General features: G+C 72.0%; 20 protein-coding genes and 1 pseudogene. 10 read left to right on the forward strand and 11 right to left on the reverse strand.

Features of this window, described 5'->3' with window-relative positions; translation table 11 throughout:
• Positions 1 to 17 precede the first annotated feature (17 nt).
• Both RM812_RS37405 and RM812_RS37410 read right to left on the reverse strand, forming a co-directional pair.
• Positions 18 to 1,640: an MDR family MFS transporter gene (locus RM812_RS37405; RefSeq protein ID WP_311584386.1), complete on the reverse strand. Its 1,623-nt coding sequence runs from the start codon at positions 1,638 to 1,640 to the stop codon at positions 18 to 20.
• 48 nt (positions 1,641 to 1,688) lie between these two features.
• Entirely contained in the window at positions 1,689 to 2,366 is a 678-nt protein-coding gene (locus RM812_RS37410; protein ID WP_311584444.1) for a TetR/AcrR family transcriptional regulator, read from the reverse strand.
• Positions 2,367 to 2,748: 382 nt separating this feature from the next.
• On the opposite strand from RM812_RS37410, the gene RM812_RS37415 reads away from it, so the two are divergent.
• Positions 2,749 to 5,133, forward strand: coding sequence for a phosphoketolase family protein (locus tag RM812_RS37415; protein WP_311584389.1), 2,385 nt, complete (start codon positions 2,749 to 2,751; stop codon positions 5,131 to 5,133).
• Positions 5,134 to 5,185: 52 nt separating this feature from the next.
• Positions 5,186 to 7,558, forward strand: coding sequence for a glycoside hydrolase family 65 protein (locus RM812_RS37420; RefSeq protein ID WP_311584393.1), 2,373 nt, complete (start codon positions 5,186 to 5,188; stop codon positions 7,556 to 7,558).
• Positions 7,559 to 7,576: 18 nt separating this feature from the next.
• On the opposite strand, the gene RM812_RS37425 is transcribed toward RM812_RS37420, so the two are convergent.
• Positions 7,577 to 8,029, reverse strand: coding sequence for a hypothetical protein (locus RM812_RS37425; RefSeq protein ID WP_311584397.1), 453 nt, complete (start codon positions 8,027 to 8,029; stop codon positions 7,577 to 7,579).
• A gap of 204 nt (positions 8,030 to 8,233) precedes the next feature.
• On the opposite strand from RM812_RS37425, the pseudogene RM812_RS43425 reads away from it, so the two are divergent.
• Positions 8,234 to 8,615 (forward strand): annotated as a pseudogene (locus tag RM812_RS43425) (MBL fold metallo-hydrolase); the annotation flags it as partial.
• Between the two features lie 110 nt (positions 8,616 to 8,725).
• The gene (locus RM812_RS37435; protein WP_311584400.1) at positions 8,726 to 9,022 is read left to right on the forward strand and encodes a hypothetical protein; all 297 of its coding nucleotides are present in this window, start codon (positions 8,726 to 8,728) and stop codon (positions 9,020 to 9,022) included.
• A gap of 7 nt (positions 9,023 to 9,029) precedes the next feature.
• Here the strand turns inward: RM812_RS37435 and RM812_RS37440 are convergent, their stop codons facing one another.
• Complete coding sequence (locus tag RM812_RS37440) at positions 9,030 to 10,292, reverse strand: arginine deiminase (protein WP_311584403.1); 1,263 nt, start codon at positions 10,290 to 10,292, stop codon at positions 9,030 to 9,032.
• A gap of 48 nt (positions 10,293 to 10,340) precedes the next feature.
• Complete coding sequence (locus RM812_RS37445) at positions 10,341 to 11,795, reverse strand: basic amino acid/polyamine antiporter (protein WP_311584406.1); 1,455 nt, start codon at positions 11,793 to 11,795, stop codon at positions 10,341 to 10,343.
• Positions 11,796 to 11,989: 194 nt separating this feature from the next.
• On the opposite strand from RM812_RS37445, the gene RM812_RS37450 reads away from it, so the two are divergent.
• Positions 11,990 to 12,616, forward strand: a complete 627-nt coding sequence (locus RM812_RS37450) for an FxLYD domain-containing protein (RefSeq protein WP_311584409.1) — start codon at positions 11,990 to 11,992, stop codon at positions 12,614 to 12,616.
• 18 nt (positions 12,617 to 12,634) lie between these two features.
• Here the strand turns inward: RM812_RS37450 and RM812_RS37455 are convergent, their stop codons facing one another.
• The 5 genes from RM812_RS37455 to RM812_RS37475 all read right to left on the reverse strand — a co-directional run bounded on the left by RM812_RS37455 (position 12,635) and on the right by RM812_RS37475 (position 17,147).
• Positions 12,635 to 13,498, reverse strand: a complete 864-nt coding sequence (locus tag RM812_RS37455) for a DMT family transporter (protein WP_311584412.1) — start codon at positions 13,496 to 13,498, stop codon at positions 12,635 to 12,637.
• Between the two features lie 136 nt (positions 13,499 to 13,634).
• Positions 13,635 to 14,402 carry a hypothetical protein gene (locus RM812_RS37460; RefSeq protein WP_311584415.1) on the reverse strand — a complete coding sequence of 256 codons (768 nt, stop codon included), beginning with the start codon at positions 14,400 to 14,402 and terminating at the stop codon, positions 13,635 to 13,637.
• A gap of 209 nt (positions 14,403 to 14,611) precedes the next feature.
• Positions 14,612 to 14,899, reverse strand: coding sequence for an SCO0607 family lipoprotein (locus RM812_RS37465; protein ID WP_311584447.1), 288 nt, complete (start codon positions 14,897 to 14,899; stop codon positions 14,612 to 14,614).
• A 141-nt stretch (positions 14,900 to 15,040) separates the two neighbouring features.
• Entirely contained in the window at positions 15,041 to 15,988 is a 948-nt protein-coding gene (locus tag RM812_RS37470; RefSeq protein ID WP_311584419.1) for a hypothetical protein, read from the reverse strand.
• Positions 15,989 to 16,208: 220 nt separating this feature from the next.
• A complete protein-coding gene (locus tag RM812_RS37475) occupies positions 16,209 to 17,147 on the reverse strand; it encodes a GlxA family transcriptional regulator (protein WP_311584422.1) in 939 nt (312 codons plus the stop codon).
• A gap of 208 nt (positions 17,148 to 17,355) precedes the next feature.
• Between RM812_RS37475 and RM812_RS37480 the strand changes: the two genes are divergently transcribed.
• Together RM812_RS37480 and RM812_RS37485 are read left to right on the forward strand one after the other, a co-directional pair.
• On the forward strand, positions 17,356 to 18,051 hold the full coding sequence (locus tag RM812_RS37480; RefSeq protein ID WP_311584425.1) for a DJ-1/PfpI family protein: 696 nt from the start codon (positions 17,356 to 17,358) through the stop codon (positions 18,049 to 18,051).
• Positions 18,052 to 18,098: 47 nt separating this feature from the next.
• Positions 18,099 to 18,407 (forward strand): hypothetical protein, encoded by a 309-nt coding sequence (locus RM812_RS37485; protein WP_311584428.1) that lies wholly within the window; start codon positions 18,099 to 18,101, stop codon positions 18,405 to 18,407.
• 70 nt (positions 18,408 to 18,477) lie between these two features.
• On the opposite strand, the gene RM812_RS37490 is transcribed toward RM812_RS37485, so the two are convergent.
• Positions 18,478 to 18,969 (reverse strand): FBP domain-containing protein, encoded by a 492-nt coding sequence (locus RM812_RS37490; RefSeq protein WP_311584432.1) that lies wholly within the window; start codon positions 18,967 to 18,969, stop codon positions 18,478 to 18,480.
• A gap of 71 nt (positions 18,970 to 19,040) precedes the next feature.
• Here RM812_RS37490 and RM812_RS37495 point away from each other — a divergent pair, with 71 nt between their 5' ends.
• The 3 genes from RM812_RS37495 to RM812_RS37505 all read left to right on the forward strand — a co-directional run bounded on the left by RM812_RS37495 (position 19,041) and on the right by RM812_RS37505 (position 21,333).
• Positions 19,041 to 19,610 carry a TetR/AcrR family transcriptional regulator gene (locus RM812_RS37495; RefSeq protein WP_311584435.1) on the forward strand — a complete coding sequence of 190 codons (570 nt, stop codon included), beginning with the start codon at positions 19,041 to 19,043 and terminating at the stop codon, positions 19,608 to 19,610.
• Between the two features lie 87 nt (positions 19,611 to 19,697).
• Complete coding sequence (locus tag RM812_RS37500) at positions 19,698 to 20,873, forward strand: GDSL-type esterase/lipase family protein (protein WP_311584438.1); 1,176 nt, start codon at positions 19,698 to 19,700, stop codon at positions 20,871 to 20,873.
• 256 nt (positions 20,874 to 21,129) lie between these two features.
• The gene (locus tag RM812_RS37505) at positions 21,130 to 21,333 is read left to right on the forward strand and encodes a hypothetical protein (RefSeq protein WP_311584441.1); all 204 of its coding nucleotides are present in this window, start codon (positions 21,130 to 21,132) and stop codon (positions 21,331 to 21,333) included.
• The last annotated feature ends 191 nt before the right edge of the window (positions 21,334 to 21,524 follow it).

A 21,524-nucleotide genomic window follows, 5' to 3' on the forward strand; every position in this document is an offset into this window, starting at 1 on the left:
CCGCTGCGTCGGGTGCCTCAGGCGACGGGCGCCGCGGGACCCTTGTCGGTCGGCGCGGCGGCGGCCTCGGCGGCCTCCTCGGCGAGGCGCTCCATGCCGCTGGTGGTCTTCAGCGGCTTCTCCTTGATGAAGACCACGGCGACCAGCGCGAGCAGCGCGAACGGGGTGGCGACGAGGAACAGGTCGGCGGTGGCGACGCCGTAGGCGTGCTGCACGATCTCCCGCATCGGCGCGGGCAGCGTGCTGATGTCCGGGACACTGTGCGCGTCGCCACCCGAGCCGCCCCCGGCCGCTCCGGCGCCGCCCGCCTTCTCCAGCCCCTTGGTCATCTCGCTGGCGACCCGGTTGGCGAGGATCGCACCGAGGACGCTGGTGCCGATCGTGCCGCCCATGCTGCGGAAGAAGGACAGCACCGAGGTCGCGGCGCCCAGCTCGGCGGCGGGGACGTCGTTCTGGGCGGCGAGGACCAGGTTCTGCATCAGCATGCCGACGCCGACGCCGAGGACGGCCATGTAGACGCTGAGGAGCCCGAAGTGGGTGTCGGCGTCGATCAGGGAGAGCAGCGCGAGACCGGCGGTCATGATGACCGCGCCCGCCACCAGGTAGCTCTTCCACTTTCCGGTACGGCTGATCAGCTGCCCGGCGACGGTGGAGGACACCAGCAGACCCAGGATCATCGGCAGGCTCATCAGACCGGCGATGGTCGGCGACTTGCCCAGGGACACCTGGAAGTACTGCGAGAGGAAGACGGTTCCGCCGAACATGGCGACACCGACGAGGAGGCTGGCCACCGTGGTCAGGGTGACCGTGCGGTTCTTGAAGATGTCGAGCGGGATCACCGGCTCGTCGGTGCGGGCCTCGACGAGGACCGCCAGGGCCAGCAGCAGCACGCCGCCGATGACGAGGGCGGCGGTCTGCCAGGACGCCCAGTCGAACTGGTTGCCGGCCAGCGAGACCCAGATGAGCAGCGCGCAGACACCCGCGACGATCAGGAAGGCGCCGAGCCAGTCGATCTTCACCTGGCGCTTGACGGTGGGCAGCTTCAGCGTGCGCTGCAACAGGAAGATGGCCAGCAGGGCGAACGGCACGCCGATGAAGAAGCACCAGCGCCAGCCCAGCCAGTCGGTGTCCACCAGCACACCGCCGATGAGCGGTCCGGCGACGGTGCCGACGGCGAACACGGCACCGAAGATGCCGGAGTACTTGCCCAGTTCCCGGGGCGGGATGACGGCGGCCATGACGACCTGCGCGAGCGCGGTCAGACCGCCCGCGCCGATGCCCTGCACGACCCGGCTGAAGATCAGCAGCGTCGTGTCGTGCGAGAAGCCCGCCAGCAGCGAGCCGATGACGAACATGAACAGGGAGAGCTGGAGCAGCAGCTTCTTGTTGAACAGGTCGGACAGCTTGCCCCACAGGGGCACCGTCGCGGTCATGGCCAGCAGTTCGGCGGTGACGACCCAGGTGTAGGAGGACTGGCTGGCCCCCAGGTCGGCGATGATCGTCGGCAGCGCGTTGGACACGACGGTGCCCGCCAGGATGGCGACGAACATGCCGGCCATCAGGCCGGACATGGCCTGGAGTATCTGTTTGTTGTCCATGGAGGTGGGAGGCGCGTCGTCGGGCGCCTGGACTGCGGTCACGACATCTCTTTCGGTGGTCTGGTGGGTCGCGCACGTGCGGCGCGGAGGCTACGCGGAAGGTGCCGGAAGGCCGGCGGCCAGGAGGCGGAACACCTCGTGGAAGACGTCGAGGAAGGCGGCTTCCTCCTGATGGGTGGACCAGTAGTCCATGCTGGCCCGCACCGCGGTGCTCGCCACCGAGGCCAGCAGGCGCGGATAGAGGCCCGGTGTGGTGCCGGAGGTGGCTCCGGATCCGGGCCCGGCCCCGCGCCGGTCGCCGCCGCCCGCAGCGCGGAGGCGTTCCGCGACGGCGTCGGCCAGGTCCGCCTCGGCGGCCATGTGCGCTCCGACGCCGCGCGCCAGGAGGTGCGGAGAGGCGTGCAGCACCTCGGCCTGGAGCCGCCACAGCTCGTGCTGCTGCTCCGCCTCGGCGAGTTCCGCCGCCATGGCGTCGCGCACGGCTTCCAGCGGGGAGAGTCCGGCCGGTGCGTCGAGTACGGCGCGCCGTATGCGCGCGCCGGTGTCCACGTCGACGACCACGAAGGCGTCGTCGCGCGTGTCGAAGTAGTTGAAGAAGGTCCGCACCGACACCCCCGCCGCGGCACTGATCGCCTCGACGGTGACCTTCTCCGCCCCGTGCTCGGCGGCGAGTCGCACCGCGGCCTCGGCGAGTGCGGCACGCGTGGCCCGCTTCTTCCGCTCGCGCAGTCCGCCCCCCGCGGCTTTCACCTCCGACATAAGTTGCATCATATGCAAAGATGCACGACGTGCAAAATTAGCCCCGTGCGGTTCGGCGGCACGCGGTCCGCGCGCGTCTCGCGTGCCGAAGCGAAGTCGGGGTAGACGGTGCGTCAAGCACGGTCGGCACCGGGGTCGGCGCCGGTGACGGCCGTGCTGCCCGCTGTCGCGGCGCCTTCGGGCCCGGAGCCCGCCACCGCACCACCGCCTGCGCGCCCTGTTCCGGCACCCACCCCCGTTCGAGATCCGACGTGACCAGCGCGGCCGTGTCGGGTACCCGGCCGGTCCGCGCCAGGTGGTGGGATGTGCACCGGTACCGCCGCTCCATCGGCACCACCCGCGTCCACCCCGGCCGACCGCTGGCCGACACGGAACGGAAAGGACCCCCCCGATGTCCGCCGACACGCAGCAGGCGCCTCCCGGGCTCACGGACGAGGAGCTCGCCACCCTGGACGCCCACTGGCGCGCCGCGAACTACCTCGCCGTCGGCCAGATCTACCTGATGGCCAACCCCCTGCTGACCGAGCCGCTGCGCCCCGAGCACGTCAAGCCGCGCCTGCTCGGCCACTGGGGCACCTCGCCCGGCCTCAACCTCGTCCACACCCACCTCAACCGGGTGATCAGGGCCCGCGACCTCGACGCCCTGTGCGTCTGGGGTCCCGGCCACGGCGGGCCCGCCGTGCTGGCCAACTCGTGGCTGGAGGGCTCGTACACCGAGACCTATCCGGACATCACGCGAGACGCTGCCGGAATGGCCCGGCTGTTCAAGCAGTTCTCGTTCCCCGGGGGCGTGCCGAGCCACGTCGCCCCCGAGACACCCGGCTCCATCCACGAGGGCGGCGAGCTCGGCTACGCGCTCGCGCACGCCTACGGGGCCGCCTTCGACCACCCCGGGCTGGTGGTCGCCTGCGTGATCGGTGACGGCGAGGCGGAGACGGGTCCGCTGGCGACGTCCTGGCACTCCAACAAGTTCCTCGACCCGGTGCACGACGGCGCCGTCCTGCCGATCCTGCACCTCAACGGCTACAAGATCGCCAACCCGACGGTGCTCGCCCGCCTCCCCGAGGCCGAACTCGACGAGCTCCTGCGCGGCTACGGCCACGACCCGGTCCACGTCACCGGCGACGAACCGGCCGCCGTCCACCGCGCCATGGCCCACGCCATGGACACCGCCCTGGACCGCATCGCCGCGATCCAGCGGGCGGCCCGCGAGGAGGGGGCCACCGACCGGCCCCGCTGGCCCGTGATCGTGCTGCGCACCCCCAAGGGCTGGACGGGTCCGGCCGAGGTCGACGGCCTGCCCGTGGAGAACACCTGGCGCGCCCACCAGGTCCCGCTGTCCGCCGTACGGACCAACCCGGACCACCTCGCGCAGTTGGAGCGGTGGCTGCGCTCCTACCGGCCCGAGGAGCTGTTCGACGACACCGGAGCTCCGCGGCCCGCCGTCCTGGCCGCCGTCCCCCGGGGCGCGCGCCGGCTGGGCGCCACCCCCTTCGCCAACGGCGGACTGCTGCTGCGCGAGCTGCCCCTGCCGCCGCTGGAGAAGTACGCCGTCGCCGTCGACAAGCCCGGCGCGAGCACGCACGAACCCACCCGGGTCCTGGGCGACCTGCTGGCGGACGTCATGGCCGCCACCGCCGACCGGCGCGACTTCCGCCTGGTCGGCCCCGACGAGACCGCCTCCAACCGCCTCCAGGCCGTCTACGCCGCCAGCGGCAAGGCCTGGCAGGAGCGGGTACTGCCCGTCGACGAGGACCTCGACCGGCACGGCCGCGTGCTGGAGATCCTCTCCGAACACACCTGCCAGGGATGGCTGGAGGGCTACCTCCTCACCGGCCGGCACGGGCTGTTCTCCTGCTACGAGGCCTTCGTCCACATCGTCGACTCGATGGTCAACCAGCACGTCAAATGGCTGCGCGTGACCCGCCGCCTGCCCTGGCGCGCCCCCATCGCCTCCCTCAACTACCTCCTGACCTCCCACGTCTGGCGCCAGGACCACAACGGCTTCTCCCACCAGGACCCCGGCTTCGTCGACCACATCCTCAACAAGAGCCCCGAGGCCGTACGGGTCTACCTGCCGCCGGACGCCAACACCCTGCTCTCCGTCGCCGACCACGCCCTGCGCAGCCGCGACTACGTCAACGTGATCGTCGCCGGCAAGCAGCCCTGCTTCGACTGGCTGTCGATGGAGCAGGCGCGGGTGCACTGCGCGCGCGGCGCCGGCATCTGGGACTGGGCCGGCACCGAGGACGGCACCCGCGAACCCGACGTGGTGCTCGCCTGCGCGGGCGACGTCCCCACCCAGGAGGTGCTGGCCGCCGCCCAGCTCGTCCGCCACCACCTGCCCCAACTCGCCCTGCGCGTGGTGAACGTCGTCGACATCGCCCGGCTGCTGCCCAGCGGGGAACACCCGCACGGGCTGACCGACTTCGAGTACGACGGTCTGTTCACCCCCGACAAGCCCGTCGTCTTCGCCTACCACGGCTACCCCTGGCTGATCCACCGGCTCGCCTACCGGCGCACCGGTCACGCGCATCTGCACGTGCGCGGCTACAAGGAGATCGGGACCACCACCACGCCCTTCGACATGGTGGTCGGCAACGACATGGACCGCTACCGCCTCGTCATGGACGTCATCGACCGCGTACCCGGTCTCGCGGTGCGCGCGGCGGCCGTACGGCAGCGGATGGAGGACGCCCGGCTGCGACACCACGACTGGATCCGCGAACACGGAGTGGATCTGCCCGAGGTCGCCGACTGGACGTGGGACGGCTGAGGACCGGCCCGGCAGGCGGCGTCCGGCAAACCGCGCGAAGGGAACCCCCGCAGTGACCGCAACCCCCTCGACCTGGGACTACGACCACTACGACCCGGCACAAGAGCGCCTGCGCGAGTCGCTGTGCACGCTCGGCAACGGCTACTTCGCCACCCGCGGCGCGCTGCCCGAGTGCGTTGCGGACGACGTGCACTATCCGGGCACCTACGTGGCCGGCTGCTACAACCGGCTCACCTCCACCGTGGCCGGACGCGAGGTGGAGAACGAGGACCTCGTCAACCTCCCGAACTGGCTGCCCCTGCGCTTCCGGGCCGACGGAGGGGACTGGCTGACGCCGGACACCGCCGAGGTGCGCGACCACCGGCAGACGGCGCACCTGGACGCGGGCACGCTGGAACGCCGTACCCACTACGGGCTCGCCGACGGACGCGTGCTGTGCGTGCGCCAACTCCGCCTGGTGCACATGGCCGACCCCCATCTCGCGGCGCTGCGCACCGAGTTCACGCTCGATGCCGGCACGGCGGACGTCGACGTGGAGGCGGCCCTCGACGGCGACGTCTCCAACTCCGGGGTGCCGCGCTACCGGGACCTGGACGGGCACCACCTGATCCACGTGCACACCGGGAGCGACGACGGCACGGCGTGGCTGCGCTGCCGGACCCGCACCTCGGACATCCGGGTCGGCATGGCGGCCCGCACGACGGCCGACGCGCCGGTCACCTCGGCCCGGGAACACCTTCGGGTCACCCAGCGCACGACGCTGCGCGCGGCACCGGGCCGCACCGTCACCGTCGACAAGATCGTGGCCCTGCACACCTCGCGCGATCCGGCGATCAGCGACCCGTTGCAGGCCGCCGTCGACCGGGTGGCCGACGCCCCCGGCTTCGACGAACTGCTGGTCACGCACCGGACGGCCTGGGGCCAGCTGTGGCGCCGCGCCGAACTCGACGTACCCGGCGAGGCGGGCAGCATCCTGCGCCTGCACCTGTTCCACGTGCTGCAGACCCTCTCTCCGCACACCGCCGACCTGGACGTGGGCGTACCGGCGCGCGGGCTGCACGGGGAGGCCTACCGGGGCCACGTCTTCTGGGACGAACTGTTCGTCCTGCCCTACCTCAACCTGCACTTCCCCGAGGTGTCCCGTGCCCTGCTCCACTACCGGCACCGCCGGCTGGAACGGGCCCGCGCGGCGGCCCGCGCGATCGGCAGGCGGGGCGCGCTGTACCCGTGGCAGAGCGGCAGCGACGGACGGGAGGAGACCCAGCAGCTGCACCTCAACCCCCACTCGGGCCGCTGGCTGCCGGACCACTCGCACCTCCAGCGGCACGTCGGCTCGGCCGTGGCGTACAACGTGTGGCAGTACTGCGAGGCCGGCGGCGACGCCGAGTTCCTGCACACCAAGGGCGCCGAGATGCTGCTCCAGATCGCGCGCTTCTGGGCGGACTCCGCCACCTGGGACCAGCACCTGGGGCGCCACCGCATCCGGGGCGTGGTCGGCCCCGACGAGTACCACGAGGCCTACCCCGGCGCTCAGTGGCCCGGCCTCGACGACAACGCCTACACCAACGTCACCGCGGCCTGGGTCCTCGCCCGCACCCTGGAGGTTCTGCGCACCCTCCCCGAGGCCCGCCGGCGTGAACTCGCCGAGCGCACCGATCTGGACGGCGGCGAACTCGAACAGTGGGAGGACATCTCCCGGACCCTCCACGTGCCCTTCCACGAAGGCGTCGTCAGCCAGTTCGAGGGCTACGGCGATCTCGCCGAACTCGACTGGGAGGGATACCGCAGGCGCTACGGCGACATCCGGCGGCTGGACCGCGTCCTGGAGGCCGAGGACGACAGCGTCAACAACTACCAGGCGTCCAAGCAGGCCGACGTACTGATGCTGGGCTACCTCTTCTCCCCGGCCGAACTGCGCTCACTCTTCCACCGGTTGGGCTACGAACTGGACGACGCCACCTGGCACCGCACCGTGGACTACTACCTGGCCCGCACCAGCCACGGCTCCACCCTCAGCGGACTCGTGCACGGCTGGGTCCTGGCCCGGGCCCGTCGCGCCGAGGCCTGGACGTTCTGCCAGGAGGCGCTCAAGGGTGACGTGGCCGATATTCAGGGCGGCACCACCGGCGAGGGCATCCACCTCGGCGCCATGGCCGGCACCCTCGACCTCGTCCAGCGCGGACTGACCGGACTGGAGACCCGGGAAGGGGCCCTGTGGCTGGACCCGGTGCCGCTGCCCGAGCTGTCCTCGTACGGGTTCTCCATCCGCTACCAGGGCCACTGGGGCGTACGGCTCCGGCTGGAGCACGGCCACATGGAGATCACGGTGCCGTCGTCCGACCGCCTGCCGATCGACGTCCGGCTGCCGGACCGCGCGGTGCGACTCCAGCCGGGTGACAGGTGCCGACTGGCGCTCCGGGACTGACTCACTCCCCGAACCGACTCAGTCCCCGAGGGGATAGGTCACCACGCGCGGGAATCCGTCCGGCCTGCCGTCGGTGAAGGTCAGGGTGATCCGGGTGAAGTGCTGCTCCCCGGGGTCCTTCTCCCAGGCCCGCGGCTGGTCGAGTCGCACGGTGACGGGATACGAGTGGAACGCGCCCGCGGCGCAGTAGGGGACGCAGTCGTTGATGGCGTTGGTGCCCCGGCCCACCGCGGAGTTCGCGTCCCAGCGGACCCAGCGCAGCGCGCTCAGACGGCTGTTGCCGTCGCCGCAGGCGAGCACGAACGCCTCGGGCCGCACGTCGGGCTGCGACGAGCAGTCGACCAGCACGGGATCCTGCGTCTGCCGGGCCGTGTGTTCCGCCGGCGGTGCGGCGGAGGCCGTGCTCAGGGGTACTGCGAGCGCGGCGGCGGCACAGAGCGTGACCGCCGCCCTCATCGGGTTTCTGCCCATGTCTGCTCCCGGCCGTCTCGAGGTCGCTTGTCTCCGCTCTCCGTTTCCCCGTACCTGACCGTACGACCGTGTCCGCGGATGCACCACTCGTACGGGGTAGCGCCCGCCCCGCGCCGGGAGCCCGGGCGGGCGCTACCGCGGGGCGTCGCGCGGAGCGGCCACCGGACGGCGTGCGTAGGCGGCGTCGAGCAGGCCCGGGCGGAACAGGATGCGGTACATGACGGGCGCGACGACGCCGTCGACGTTCCCGCCGAGGGCACCGACGTCGCGCCCGGCCTGCGCCTGCTGCCGCCCCCGGACACACACCGGGCCATGTCGCCGTGCGGGTGGGCGGACCGGGCGCGGGCGCGCTGATCACCGGTGACCGCGTCCACCGTCCCGTGCGGTTCGCCCACCCCGCGTTGGGCAGTTGCGTGGACATCGACCCGGCGCGGGCCGAGTCGACCCGGCGTTCCCTTCTCGCCTCCCTGGCGGGACGGACACGCCGGTGCTGGGCACCCACTTCCCGCCGCCCACCGCGGGCCGTGTCGTCGGCCACGGGGACGCCTGCCGGCTGGCGCCCGTGCCGGGCCGGTTCGTGCGATAAGGCGCCGATTGCATCCACCGGGTGGTCGTCGCGGCGGTCCGCAACCGCCGGCGCCGCGTCGTTGTCTCTTGCCGTCAAGAACGGCGACCCATCACGTGGAGGACCGCGGTATGCACACGATGACTGCCCCGACTGCCCCGACTGCCCCGACTGCCGCCGAGCCGACGCGCTCCCGCGACACCCAGGGCGACTTCCTGCTCCAGCCGCCCGACCCCGCCGCACGCGTCCCCTGCCGCATCGACCCCGTCGACCTGCGCCGCCTGGACCTGCTCGCCCTCCTGACCGCGGCGGGCATCGCGCCGTCCGCCGGGGACCGGGCCGCCATCGAACAGCTCAGCGAGCTTCCCGGCAGTGTGCACGCGGCACTGCACCGGTGGCTGAAGCAGGCGTACGGGTTCTGCCGGTGACCCGGGTTCAGAAGTCGACGGGGTCCCGCACCAGCGGACACGTCATGCAGTGCCCTCCGCCGCGCCCCCGGCCCAGTTCCGCGCCCACGATGGTGACGACCTCGATCCGGGCCTCGCGCAGCAGGGCGTTGGTCAGGGTGTTGCGGTCGTAGGTGAACACCACGCCGGGTTCCACCGCGACGGCGTTGTTGCCGCTGTCCCACTGCTGGCGTTCGGAGGCGTAGGCGTCGCCGCCCGTCTCCACCACTCGCAGTGAGGTCAGCCCGAGTGCCTTGGCCACGACCTCGACGAAGGGGGTCGTGCCCTCGTCGACGATGTCGAAGCCGGGTGCCCGGTCGCCGGGGCGCAGGGAGAAGGTGTGCACCGCGTCCATGATCCGGGGATAGAGCGTGACCACGTCGCGGTCGGCGAAGGTGAAGACCGTGTCCAGGTGCATGGCGGACCGCAGCTTCGGCATCCCGGCGACGATGACGTGCTCGGCGGCCCCGCTTCGGAACAGCGCGGCGGCGACCTGGGTGATGGCCTGCCGCGAGGTGCGCTCGCTCATGCCCATGAGGACGACACCGCCCCCCACCGGCATGATGTCACCGCCCTCGAGGGTGGCCTGGCCCCAGTCGAGTTCGGGGTCGCCCCACCACACCGTCGCCCCCTTGAAGTCGGGGTGGAAGGTGTAGATCGCCTTCATCAGCAGCGTCTCGTCGTGCCGCGCGGGCCAGTACAGCGGATTGAGGGTGAGCCCGCCGTAGAGCCAGCAGGTGGTGTCACGCGTGTACAGGGTGTTGGGCAACGGAGGCATCAAGTACTCGCGGGCACCGATGGATTCGCGGGCGAGCGTGAAGTGGGGGGAGCGGAAGTCCTCGGGGAGATCACTGGTGGCGAGACCGCCGACGAGGTACTCGGCGAGCTCCCTGGGTGACAGGGTCTCCAGGTAGGCGCGGGTCGCGTCGACGAGCCCGATGCCGACCTGGTTGGCGACGATCTTCCGGTCCAGAAGCCATGACTTCGCCTCGGGGAGCGCCATGATCTGCGTCAGCAGAGCGTGCAGCTCGACCACCTCCACCCCGCGCCGGCGCAGCTCGCCGACGAAGGCGGCGTGGTCGCGCTGGGCGTTCTCCACCCACATCACGTCGTCGAAGAGCAGGTCGTCGGAGTTGGTGGGGGTCAGCCGCCGGTGCGCGAGGCCGGGGGAACACACCAGTACCTTGCGCAGTCTGCCGACCTCGGAGTGGACCCCGAGCGCGGGCTTCACGGTGCTTTCGTTGCCGGTCACACGGCCTCCCTGAAGGATGCGGGACGAGGAGGGGAACGAGGGCGCTGCTCACAGGCTGATCCAGCCCGCCGCCAGGGCCACGACACCGAGGACCGCCCCGGCCACGGAGACGGCCAGGACGACGAGCTCCCCGGGGGAGAACAGCCGCCTGCCCTGCTCGCGGCGGGCCATCACGAACAGGGCGGTGGCGGGGGCGTAGAGGATGAAGGAGACCAGGACGAACTTCAGGCCGGCCGCGTACAGCAGGAAGGCCGTGTAGAGCGTGGCGACGACCGCGAAGACCAGCTCGCGCCGGGAGGCGCGGCCGCCCGCGGTGCGCGGGTCGTCACGGCTGCCGACCCTGACGGCGAAGGCCGCCGCCAGCAGGTACGGGATCAGCGACAGGGCGCTGGTCAGGTCGAGCGCGAAGTTGAAGGCGTCGTCCGAGAAGCTGGTGACGATCAGTACCACCTGGGTGAGCAGCGAGGTCATCAGCAACGCCGGCACGGGTACGTCGACGGCGTTGGCCCGGCGCAGGAAGCGCGGCATGTCGTCGTCCTTGGCCGCCACGAAGAGCACCTCGGCGGCCATCAGCGTCCAGGCCAGATAGGCGCCCAGGACCGACACGATCAGGCCGACACTGATGAACACCCGGCCCCAGGTGCCGACGGCCGTCTCCAGCACGCCCGCCATGGACGGCTGGCGCAGGTCCGCGATCTCGGCCATCGGCATGATGCCGTACGACACGATGGTCACCGACGCGAAGACGGCGAACACGCTGAGGAAGCCGAGCACGGTCGCCCGGCCCACGTCGGACCGGCGCTTGGCGTGCCGGGAGTAGACGCTGGCGCCCTCGACGCCCAGGAAGACGAACACGGTGGCGAGCATGGTGCCGCGCACCTGGGAGAACAGGGAACCGGCGTAGTCCGCGCCGCGGAAGTTGTCGGAGAACACGCCCGGCCGCAAGTACACCAGGGCCAGAAGGATGAAGATCACGATGGGGACGAGTTTGGCCACCGTGACGATCCTGTTGATGGCGGTGGCCTCCTTCACACCGCGCCGGATCATCCAGAAGAACGCCCACAGCCCGATCGAGGACAGGACGACCGCCACAGCGGTGTCCCCGTCGCCCAGGCTCGGCCATACCGAGCCGATGGTCGACATGATCAGGACCCAGTACGTCACGTTGCCCACGCAGGTGCTGGCCCAGTAGCCGAAGGCGGCGAAGAAGCCCAGGTACTCACCGAAACCCGCCTTGGCGTACGCGTACACACCGGCGTCGAGGTCGGGTCTGCGCACGGCGAGGGACTGGAAGACGAAGGCCAGCATCAGCATGCCCGTGCCCGCGATCGCCCAGGCGATGAGTGCCCCCGCCACACCGGTCTCCGTGGCGAACCGCCCCGGCAGTGAGAACACCCCGGCGCCCACCATCGACCCGACGACCATGGCCGTCAGGGTGAAAAGCGGCAGCTTTGCGGCCGGCGGGGACTCCCCGTCGGTGTCGGACGTAGCGGCCTGCGACATGCCGTCCCTCTGGGTCGCTGAGCGATTGCGACCACTGTGCCTCACAGGGTGACTTCGGGCATCTTGTCCATGTCAGCGGTGTACATCCGAAAGGCCCTGTCCATGCTGATCTGTTCGCGTATGCGGTGCAGGATGGTGCGCGAGTCGGGAGACACCTGACACGGGCTCGACGAGCCGGAGGAAGGGACGGATCCATGAGGACAGGGATGGCGTCGGCCGGGGCGCGCTCGCGCCGCGGTGCGGCCGTACTCGCCGTGTGTGCCGTACTCGCCGGCGGGGCCCTGGTGTCCTGCGGTGACGACGGCGACGGCTCCACCGCATCGAGTCCCACCCCGACCGCTCCCGACACCTCCCGCTTCTCCGGCGAGCCGCCGTCGGCCATGGCCTCCGAGGCGGAGTCCAGGAAGGCCGAGGCGCGGGCCTCCGTCTCCGCGGCCGAGTCGTCGGCCTCCGTCGCGGCCTCGTCGTTCGCGGCCTCCGTCTCCGCCGACACCGAGCGAGCCCGCGCGGAGGCCGAGAAGCGGCTGAAGCAGGTCGACGGGCGGGGCAACGCGACCGGCGACGTCTCCCTGACCGGGCTGCCGCTCTCCGAGACGAGCAACGTCCGCGCCCTCACCGTCAACATCACCAACAGCACCGACAAGACCGCCTCCTACGCCGTGCAGGTCGACTTCAGCGACGCCGACGGCAAGGTGGTGGAGACCCGGTTCGTCGGCGCCCAGGACCTGGCCCCCGGTGAGAAGGCGCACCCCCTCGCCATCAGCAGGAAGCCCCCGCAGCCCCAGCTGACCGCGAAGGTGGCCAAGGCCCAGAGGTACTGACATCCCCCGGCGCGGCGTTCACTGCCCGGTGCGCAGGTCGATGCCGCGCCGGGCGAGGGTGAGGACGCCCATGACGATCAGCGCGACGCCGAGCAACTGCGGCAGCACCCACCAGTGGGCACGTACCTCCTCGCGATAGAGGACCACGCCGAGCAGGAGGCTCACCGTCGCGTCACCCAGGGTGAGAGCGGGCTGGGAGGCGACGAGGGGGCCTCCCTGCATGGAGTGCTCCAGCAGGAGTACGGCGCACACACCGGCCGCTGCGAACGCGTACGTCTGCCAGGTGGTCAGGAAGCCGACCACGCCGTCCGTGTCCAGCACCCGCATGGAGTCCTTCATCAGACCGGCCGTCAGCGCGTAGCACACCGCGGTGGCCGCACCGAGACAACCGGCGCGCGCCTTGCCGACGGGACGCCTCAGGCCGGCCCCGGTCAGCAGCACGACCGCTCCGGCGCAGGCCACCAGCGCGAACACCCAGCGATCCAGCGGCACGTCGACCGTGCCGCCGCCCGGCGCGGCCGACGCCAGCGCGACACCGAGTCCGACGACCACCCCGCCCACGGCGAGCCACATGACGTGGGGCAGGCGTCGGCCGGTCATCAGCGAGGCCAACAGCAGGGCCAGGGGAAGCTCCAGCACGAACAACGGCTGTACGAGCGACAGCGGCCCCGTGGCAAGAGCCACCGCCTGGCCCACCCCCGCGACGACGACGGCCAGCATGCCGCCGATCCAGACCGGCCGCCGCAGCAGGTCGACGACGAGCCCGGGGCGAAACCCCTGCGTCTGCGGCACACTCAGTGCGGCACGTCGCTGGAGCACGGTGGCCAGCGCGTTGCTGAACGCGGCGAGGAGTGCGAAGAGCACCGGCAGTACAACACCCATCCACCGATCCTCACCCGGTTTCGCCCTGCCCGCGCGCCGCACCACGACGGAGAGCGCCGGGCGTCATTCTCGGCCGCCTGGGCCGCTCGGCCCGCTTCGGCCGGTAGGGGCGGGGCAGTGGCGGGTGCGGTCGTCGTCAGCCCGCGTTCTGCGCGTCCGGCGTCTTCTTCGCGGTGTCCTGCTTCGGCTCCGGTGCGTCGGTGGCCGTGTAGTAGACCGAGCTGCCCTGCTTGGTGCGCTGGGCCTGGTTCTTGGCGACGAGCCCCTCGAGCGTGGTGCGCACGACCGTGGGCTTGATGGTGCGGTCGGAGTGGGCCGCGCCGAGGGCCGTGGTGACCTCGGCGGCGGAGCGCGGCTCACTCTGGCCGGCGAGGTGGGTGCGGACGAGCTCGACCAGCGTGGGCTGGGCGGGCTGCTTCGCCGCCGGCTTCGCGGGGGCCTTCGCGGTCGACTTGGTGACCGACTTGGCGACCGACTTGGTGACCGACTTGGCGGCCGGCTTGGCGGCCGGCTTCGCGACGGACTTCGAGGCAGGCTTCGCACCCGACTTCGTGGCCGCGGCGCGCTTGGGCGCGGTGGCGGCCTTCTTGCCTCGCGTCTGCTTGGCGGGGGCCGACTCCGTGGCGGCACCCTCACGGGGAGCGGGCACAGTGGCCGCCCCGGCCGCCGCGGCGGGCTCCGGCGCGCTCGTCGGCCCGCCCGGCGCCGAGGTGATGCCGAGCGCCTGCTGCATGTTCACCAGCAGGGCGTGGTCGTGCTGCAACGCGGCCAGCTGCTGCTGCAGAGCGGTGATCTCCGCACTGACGCGTTCCTGCTCCTTGACGTTGCGCTCCAGGTCGTCGGTCACCTGGACGCTGTACTGCGACGCGAGTTCGGTGGCGGTTTTCATCGTGTTCTCGGACATGGTGGTGACTCTCCTCGATTCGCGGGCCGTGAAGGCACGGGAGGAACGGTGGGACATGGTCTGTTTGCCCAATGGCTGCCGGGCCGGTATACCACGTCAGGCCGCCACCGTGGTATGTGACGCCCGTTCAGGGGAACTCTGGTGACCCTCCCCACCACGTCCCATCACCCGTTCCTCGCGCGGGCGTTCGGGGTGCGGACCTCCGGTGCTCACCCGCCTTCGGGCACCTCGACGATCCGCCCGTTCCTGTCGACGGTGTGGGTCTCCCAGTAGGTGTCCCACTTGTCGCCGACGTGCTCGGGGACCTTCCCCTCGGGGTAACGGGTGTAACCCTCGGGCGGTTCCTCGTCGTTGGGCACACACGCGCTGCCGGTGCCGCCGATGGCCAGGACCGGGTACTCACCGCCGCCGCAGCTCGCTTCCTCCACGGAGCAGCCGGTCAGGACGGCCGCGGCGATCGCGCAGGCCAGGACCGGACCCCGGACGTAACGCGGCACACGGTTGACGTTCGGGGCGGACGGTCGGTGAACTCGGCTGGTGATGCGCACGGTTGACTCCTCGGTGTGGCGTGTACGACAAGCCTGCTTCTGCCGGAGGCAGGTCTTCATGAGTACGGGTACTCAGAGGGGCGGGCCTCACTACCTGGCACGGGGAGCCAAACGGTCCACCTCTCGCGCGGCCGCACGTGCCTGTCGCTCCGCCCGGGCCAGCGCCTCCGCGGCCGCCCGTCCGCCTTCCTCGGCCTCCCGCCGGCCCCGTTCGGCCAGGTCGAGCCGTTCATGTGCCTCCCGCAGCCGCTGCTCGGCGGCTGACAACTCCGCACGTGCCCGGTCGTGTTCGTCGTTCGCCCGCCGCAGTGACGCCTCGGCGTCGGCCTGCTCCGCGCGTCTGTCACTCAGCTTCCGCGACGCCTCCTCGGCCACCTGCTCGGCCCGGGCGAGCTCCACTTGGCGCAGGCGGCGTCGCTCGGCGAGTTCGTCCCTGGTCCGGGTCCCGGTCGAGGGACCGGGGGAGTCCGGCCGGGGCGACCGCTTGCGCGGCACGGGCCCGGCCGGTGCGGTGCCCGAGGGGAACTCCGACGGCGGGGTGAGCGAGCCCGTCAGACGTCCGCCCGCCCACTGGTCGGCCGAGTCCGGGTCCGCCAGGACCGCGCGCAGGGTCGACTCGACCTCGCGCTGCGCCGCTTCCGACAGGTGGTGCCCGGCCTCGCGGGCGAGCCGGGCGGCCTGCCCGGAGAGGGCGGAGACGATGCGCCGGCGCTGCGCGGAGAGCTCCCTGAGACCGGCGGCGTCCAGGGTGCGGTGTGCCTCGCGCAGCGCCTGCCCCAGCTCCAGGAAGCGCCGGGTCTCCTCCGGACGGGAGTGGGGCAGCAGGTTGGCCGCCCAGGCGGCGAGCGTCGGGCGGCGTGCGGCGTGGATACGGCGGGCGTCCTCCTTGCGGCCGGACGTCCTTGCGGCGGCGGCGTGTTCCTCACGGCGGGCGACGAAGTCGTCCGGCGGCGTCGTGTAGAGCTCGTCGAGGACCGACTCGACCGGTTCCGTGTGCGGATCGCCGGTCTTCCGGCGGTGCCCGCCCCTGCCCTGCATGGTCCTCCGCCTCCACCTCGACGTCCACGCCCGCTCCGGCCGCCCCGCCCCCGCCACGGTCCGCTCCGCCGCACTCGCCGTTGTGCGCCGTGGGCCCGCGCCTGGATCCGCGCACCCGGGTGCCTGCGCTCACGCCTCCTGTCTACGGTCTCGCCGACCGCCCCGCGACCCGAGGGCGGCGCCACTGACCACGCCGAGGCCCGTCTCCGCGCGTCGCCGGTCAGCTGAACGTGCGCCGGTAGGCGTGCGGGCTGACGCCGGTGGTGCGTTTGAAGCGGTCGCGGAAGGCGGTGGGCGAGCCGAAGCCGACCTGGCCGGCGATGCGGTCCACGGAGTGCCGCGTGGTCTCCAGCAGGTGCTGCGCCTGACGGATGCGGGCACGGTGGAGCCACTGGAGCGGGGTGGTGCCGGTCTGCTCCCGGAAGCGGCGGATCAGCGTCCGGGTGCTCATCCCGGCGTGGGCGGCGATGTCGGCGAGGGAGAGGTCGCGGGCCAGGTTCTCCCGCAGCCAGGTGAGCAGGGGTTCGAGGGCGGAGCCCTGGGGTGTGGGTGTGTAGTCGTGGACGATGAACTGGGCCTGCCCGCCTTCGCGTTCGAGCGGCATGACCGACAGCCGGGCGGCATGGGCGGCGACCGCCGAGCCGTAGTCGCGGCGGATCATGTGCAGGCACAGGTCCAGTCCCGCGGCGGCGCCGGCCGAGGTGAGGAGCTGGCCGTTGTCCACGTACAGGACGTCCGGGTCGACCTTGACGTCCGGGTGGGTGCGGGCCAGGAAGTCGGCGGCGATCCAGTGCGTGGTGGCCCGCAGACCGTCGAGCAGCCCGGTGGCGGCGAGCGGGAAGGTGCCCGAGCAGATGGACGCGATCCGTGTGCCGTTCGCGGCGGCCGTGCGCAACGCCTCGTGCACGGCGGGGGAGAGCGGGGCCGCGGGGGCTGCCGTACCGGGCACGATGATCGTGTCCGCGTCCCGCAGCCCGTCCAGTCCCCAGGGCGCGCGCAGCGTGAACGAGCCCGCGTCGACCTCGGGCCGCTCGGCGCACACGCGGATCTGGTAGCCGGGCCGCCCGTCGGGGAGCCGGGTACGGGCGAAGACCTCGATCGGAGTGGACAGGTCGAACGGGATCACCTGGTCCAGCGCGAGAACGGCGACGGTGTGCATGGCCAGAAGATATCGCCTCGCGGGGAGGACGACCGCGGCCCCGGCCGCCGGGAAACCCGTTGCTCCCTGGTTCGGAACGGTGCTCACCGGCCGTGGCACTATCCCGTTGAACGGTGTCACGAATGCCACTGGGGGCACGTGGTCGCGGCCGTTAACTTCGTGACCGTCCCCGGCGCAGGCCGGACTCCCCGCGCAGAAGGAATCCTCCATGCACGCCCAGATCGTCCTGTTCGACGGCTTCGACCCGCTCGACGTCATAGCCCCCTACGAGGTCCTGTGCGCCGGCGGCGCCGCGTCCGGGGGCGCGGTGAGTGTGGAGCTCGTCTCCGCCGAGGGGCCGCGCGAGGTGGTCAGTGGTACCGGAGGGCTGGTGCTGCGTGCCACGGCCGCCCTGGACCCCGGGCGTGCCGGTCTGGTCCTGGTCCCCGGTGCCTCCGGCCGGATCGGAGAACCCGGCGAGGTGCCCGACCAGGACGCGGGGGCGCAGGTGGGGGAGTGGCGGCAGGACGAGTTCGTTCCCGTACTGCTGGGCCGCACCCTGACCACCGAACTGCCCGCACTGCTGACGGCGGCGATGGAGAACCCCGAGGTGACGACGGCCACCGTGTGCGGCGGGTCGCTCGTCCTGGCCATGGCCGGTCTGCTGGAGGGACGCCACGCCACGACCCACCACATGGGCCTGGACGTGCTGGACGCCACCGGTGTCCACGCGGTGAGCGCGCGGGTCGTCGACGACGGCGACCTCGTCACCGGAGCCGGTGTCACCTCCGGTCTCGACCTCGGCCTCTACCTCCTGGAACGCGAGGTGGGCCCGCGGATCGCCCACGCCGTCGAAGCGCTGTTCGCGTACGAGCGCCGCGGCACCGTCTGGCACGCCCGCGGCCCCGTGCCCGTCGGCTTCTGACCCCACCACGTCCCCCGTCGCACCACACCTCAGGGAGAAACGCCACCATGTCGGTCGAAGGCATCTGGGACCTGTCCGTCGCCACCCCCGTCAGGAGGATCAGGGCCGTGGTCGAGATCCGCCGCCGGGACGGCGTCCTGACCGGCATCGCGCATGGAGCGGGAGAGGAGGTCGCGCTCGACGACCTGGCCCTCGACGGTGACCGGCTCACCTGGAAGCAGGCCGTCACCAGGCCGATGCGCCTGAACCTGGCCTTCGCCGTGACGGTCGCCGGTGACACCCTGTCGGGAACCTCCAAGGCCGGACGCCTGCCCGCCTCCAAGGTCACCGGCGGGCGCCGGACAACAGCGGCGTGACCGTGCGGTAGCGGCCGTGTGGGGCTCGGTGCGTACATCGCGCCGAGCCCCGCTGTCGTCCTCCGTCACTTCACGCGGTCACCTTGTCGACGAACGCGGCGAGGTTCGCCACGGTCCGCCGGATCTTCTCCTCCAACGTGATCGTTTCGTGCAGTCGGGCGCCGGCGCCCGCTTCCCGCTTGCCCCGCACGTACAGGGAGCACGCCAGGTCGCTGCACATGTAGGCGCCCACCGAGTTGCCCTGCTGCCCGGCCTTGCCGGCCTTCGGAGCGACCATGAGGGAGACGCCGCCGGAATGGGTGGTCAGGCACATCGAGCACATGCTGCGGCGGGCCTGCCCGGAGGCGGCGCCGGAGGCGCGCAGCGCCAGCGCCGTCGGACGGCCGCCGAGCTCGGTCACGAGATAGGCGCGGTCCGGGGCCTGGGGGTCCCGCCACCCGAGGTAGTCGAGGTCGCCCCAGGGGCGGTCCGCCAGGTCGTGCGGTACGGACAGGCGCTTGGCCGCGCCCTTGGTGCAGTTCACGAAGGCGGCGCGGATCTCTTTGTCGGTCAGCGGGTTCATACGGCGTAGGCTAAGTTGCCTAAAAGCTTTAGGCAAATGCATAATCACCTCAGGCAAATGGGAGGATGGTTATGGTGCGGGTGGGACTGACGACGGAACGCCTCGTCCGGGCGGGCGCGGAACTGGCCGACGAGGTGGGCTTCGAGCAGGTGACGGTCTCCGCGCTGGCCAGACGCTTCGACGTCAAGGTCGCGAGCCTGTACTCGCACGTGCGCAACTCCCAGGACCTCAAGACCCGGATCGCGCTGCTCGCCCTCGCCGAGCTCGCCGACCGGGCCGCCGCGGCACTGGCCGGCCGGGCCGGCAAGGACGCCCTCGCCGCCTTCGCGGACGTCTACCGCGACTACGCGAGGGAACACCCCGGCCGCTATGCCGCCGCCCAGCTGCGGCTGGACCCGGAGACGGCGGCCGCCTCCGCGGGCGTACGCCACGCACAGATGACCCGGGCCGTCCTGCGCGGCTACGACCTGACCGAGCCCGACCAGACCCACGCGGTCCGGCTGCTGGGCAGCGTCTTCCACGGCTACGTCAGCCTGGAGATGGGCGGCGGATTCAGCCACAGCGCCCCCGACAGCCAGGAGACCTGGACGCGCATCGTGGACGCCCTCGACGCCCTGTTGCGCAACTGGCCCGCACAGTGAACCGCGCACCGTGAACCGTGCCATGCACACCCACAGCACAGGTCTCCCACAGCACGGAACACCCACAGCACCTCAGCCGGAGGCGGCATGCCCACCACGCACGACTGGATCACCACACTGATCACCCGGGACCTCCTGCGCGGCGCCCTCGACGTGGAGCGCACCGAGCACGGCGTGCTGCCGCACCGGCTGCCCGCCCGGGCCCGCGCCCAGAACACCGACGGACAGCTGGCCATGGCCGAGTCCCAGCCCTCCGGCGTACGCCTGGCCGTCCGCACCCGGGCCACCGCCCTCGAACTGGACACCCTCCCCACCAAGCGGGCCTACGTCGGCGCCCCGCCGCGCCCGGACGGCGTGTACGACCTGCTCGTCGACGGCCGGCCGGCGGGCCGGGGCAGCGTCGCGGGCGGCAACACCCTGACCATCGACATGACCACCGGCACGGCGGCCGTCGAGCCCGGACCGGTCGGCACCCTCCGCTTCGACGCTCTGCCCGAGGGCACCAAGGACATCGAGATCTGGCTGCCGCACAACGAGACCACCGAACTCGTAGCCCTGCGCACCGACGCCCCCGTCGAACCGGCCCCGGACCCCGGCCGCAGGATCTGGCTGCACCACGGCAGCTCGATCAGTCACGGTTCCGACGCCGCGAGCCCCGCCACCACCTGGCCCGCGCTCGCCGCCTTCCTCGGCGGCGTCGAACTCGTCAACCTCGGCCTGGGCGGCAGCGCCCTGCTCGACGCGTTCACCGCGCGGGCCCTGCGCGACACCCCGGCCGACCTGATCAGCCTCAAGATCGGTATCAACATCGTCAACCAGGACGTGATGCGCCTGCGCGCCTTCACGCCCGCCGTGCACGGCTTCCTCGACACCATCCGCGAGGGGCACCCGACCACACCACTGCTGGTCGTCTCGCCCATCCTGTGCCCCATCCACGAGGACACACCCGGACCGAGCGCCCCCGACTTCTCCTCTCTCGCCGAGGGACGGCTGGGCTTCCGGGCCACGGGCGACCCGGCGGAACGCGCGAGCGGAAAACTGACTCTGAACGTCATCCGGGACGAGCTGGCCCGGATCGTCGCGCAGCGGGCGGCCGACGACCCGAACCTGCACCACCTCGACGGCCGCGACCTCTACGGCGAGGCCGATTTCGCCGAGCTGCCGCTGCCCGACGACCTCCATCCGGACGCGGCCACCCACCGTCGTATGGGCGAACGCTTCGCCAAGCTGGTCTTCACCGACCGCGGCGCATTCACCGGCTGACACCGAAGGGCCGCGTCATGCCGGGGAATCCGAATCCGAGTGGCACCGCCGTGCTGGGCACGCGTTACTGGCACGCCGCCAGCAAGGCGCTCGCCCTTCTCCCCGAGACGGCCGCGATCGTGGCCCTCGCCCGGCGGGGTTTCGCGGCAGGGCACGAGGGCGTGGTCGTCCCGGTACCGCTCGGTGTGGGCACGCCGGCGTCGGCGGTCGTGCTCCGGGGACTCTTCGCCGCGCCAACGCGCGGTGGCGGCCCGGCGTGGTCCCGGTGCTCGCCGTCAAGGCGGTGGTGCTCGGTGGCGGCGCCGCGGCCGTGTGCGGCGTCGGCCACCCGTTCGCGGCCGTCGGTCTCGCGGTCGTGATGCTCGTGAACACCGCGGCGATCGAGATATCGCGTCGTGCCGGCCCGGACTCGGACCCGGACCGGCTTCCCGGCCAGGGACCTGAGGGCGCGCACACCTGAACGGCCCCCGCCGGGGCCCTCACGCCACGACGACCGCGGCGAAGCGCCGGGCGACCTCGCGCCAGACCGCGGCGGCCGCCGGTTCGTCGTCGTCCGCCCGGCGACGGAGCTCCGCCGCGTCCAGCCCGTGCGCGCGGATCCGCTCCGGGTCCCAGGACCGGACCCGGTCCGCGCCCGCCTCGGGGTGGAAC

It is taken from the genome of Streptomyces lancefieldiae, assembly GCF_031845825.1.
Taxonomy (GTDB): Bacteria; Actinomycetota; Actinomycetes; order Streptomycetales; family Streptomycetaceae; genus Streptomyces; species Streptomyces lancefieldiae.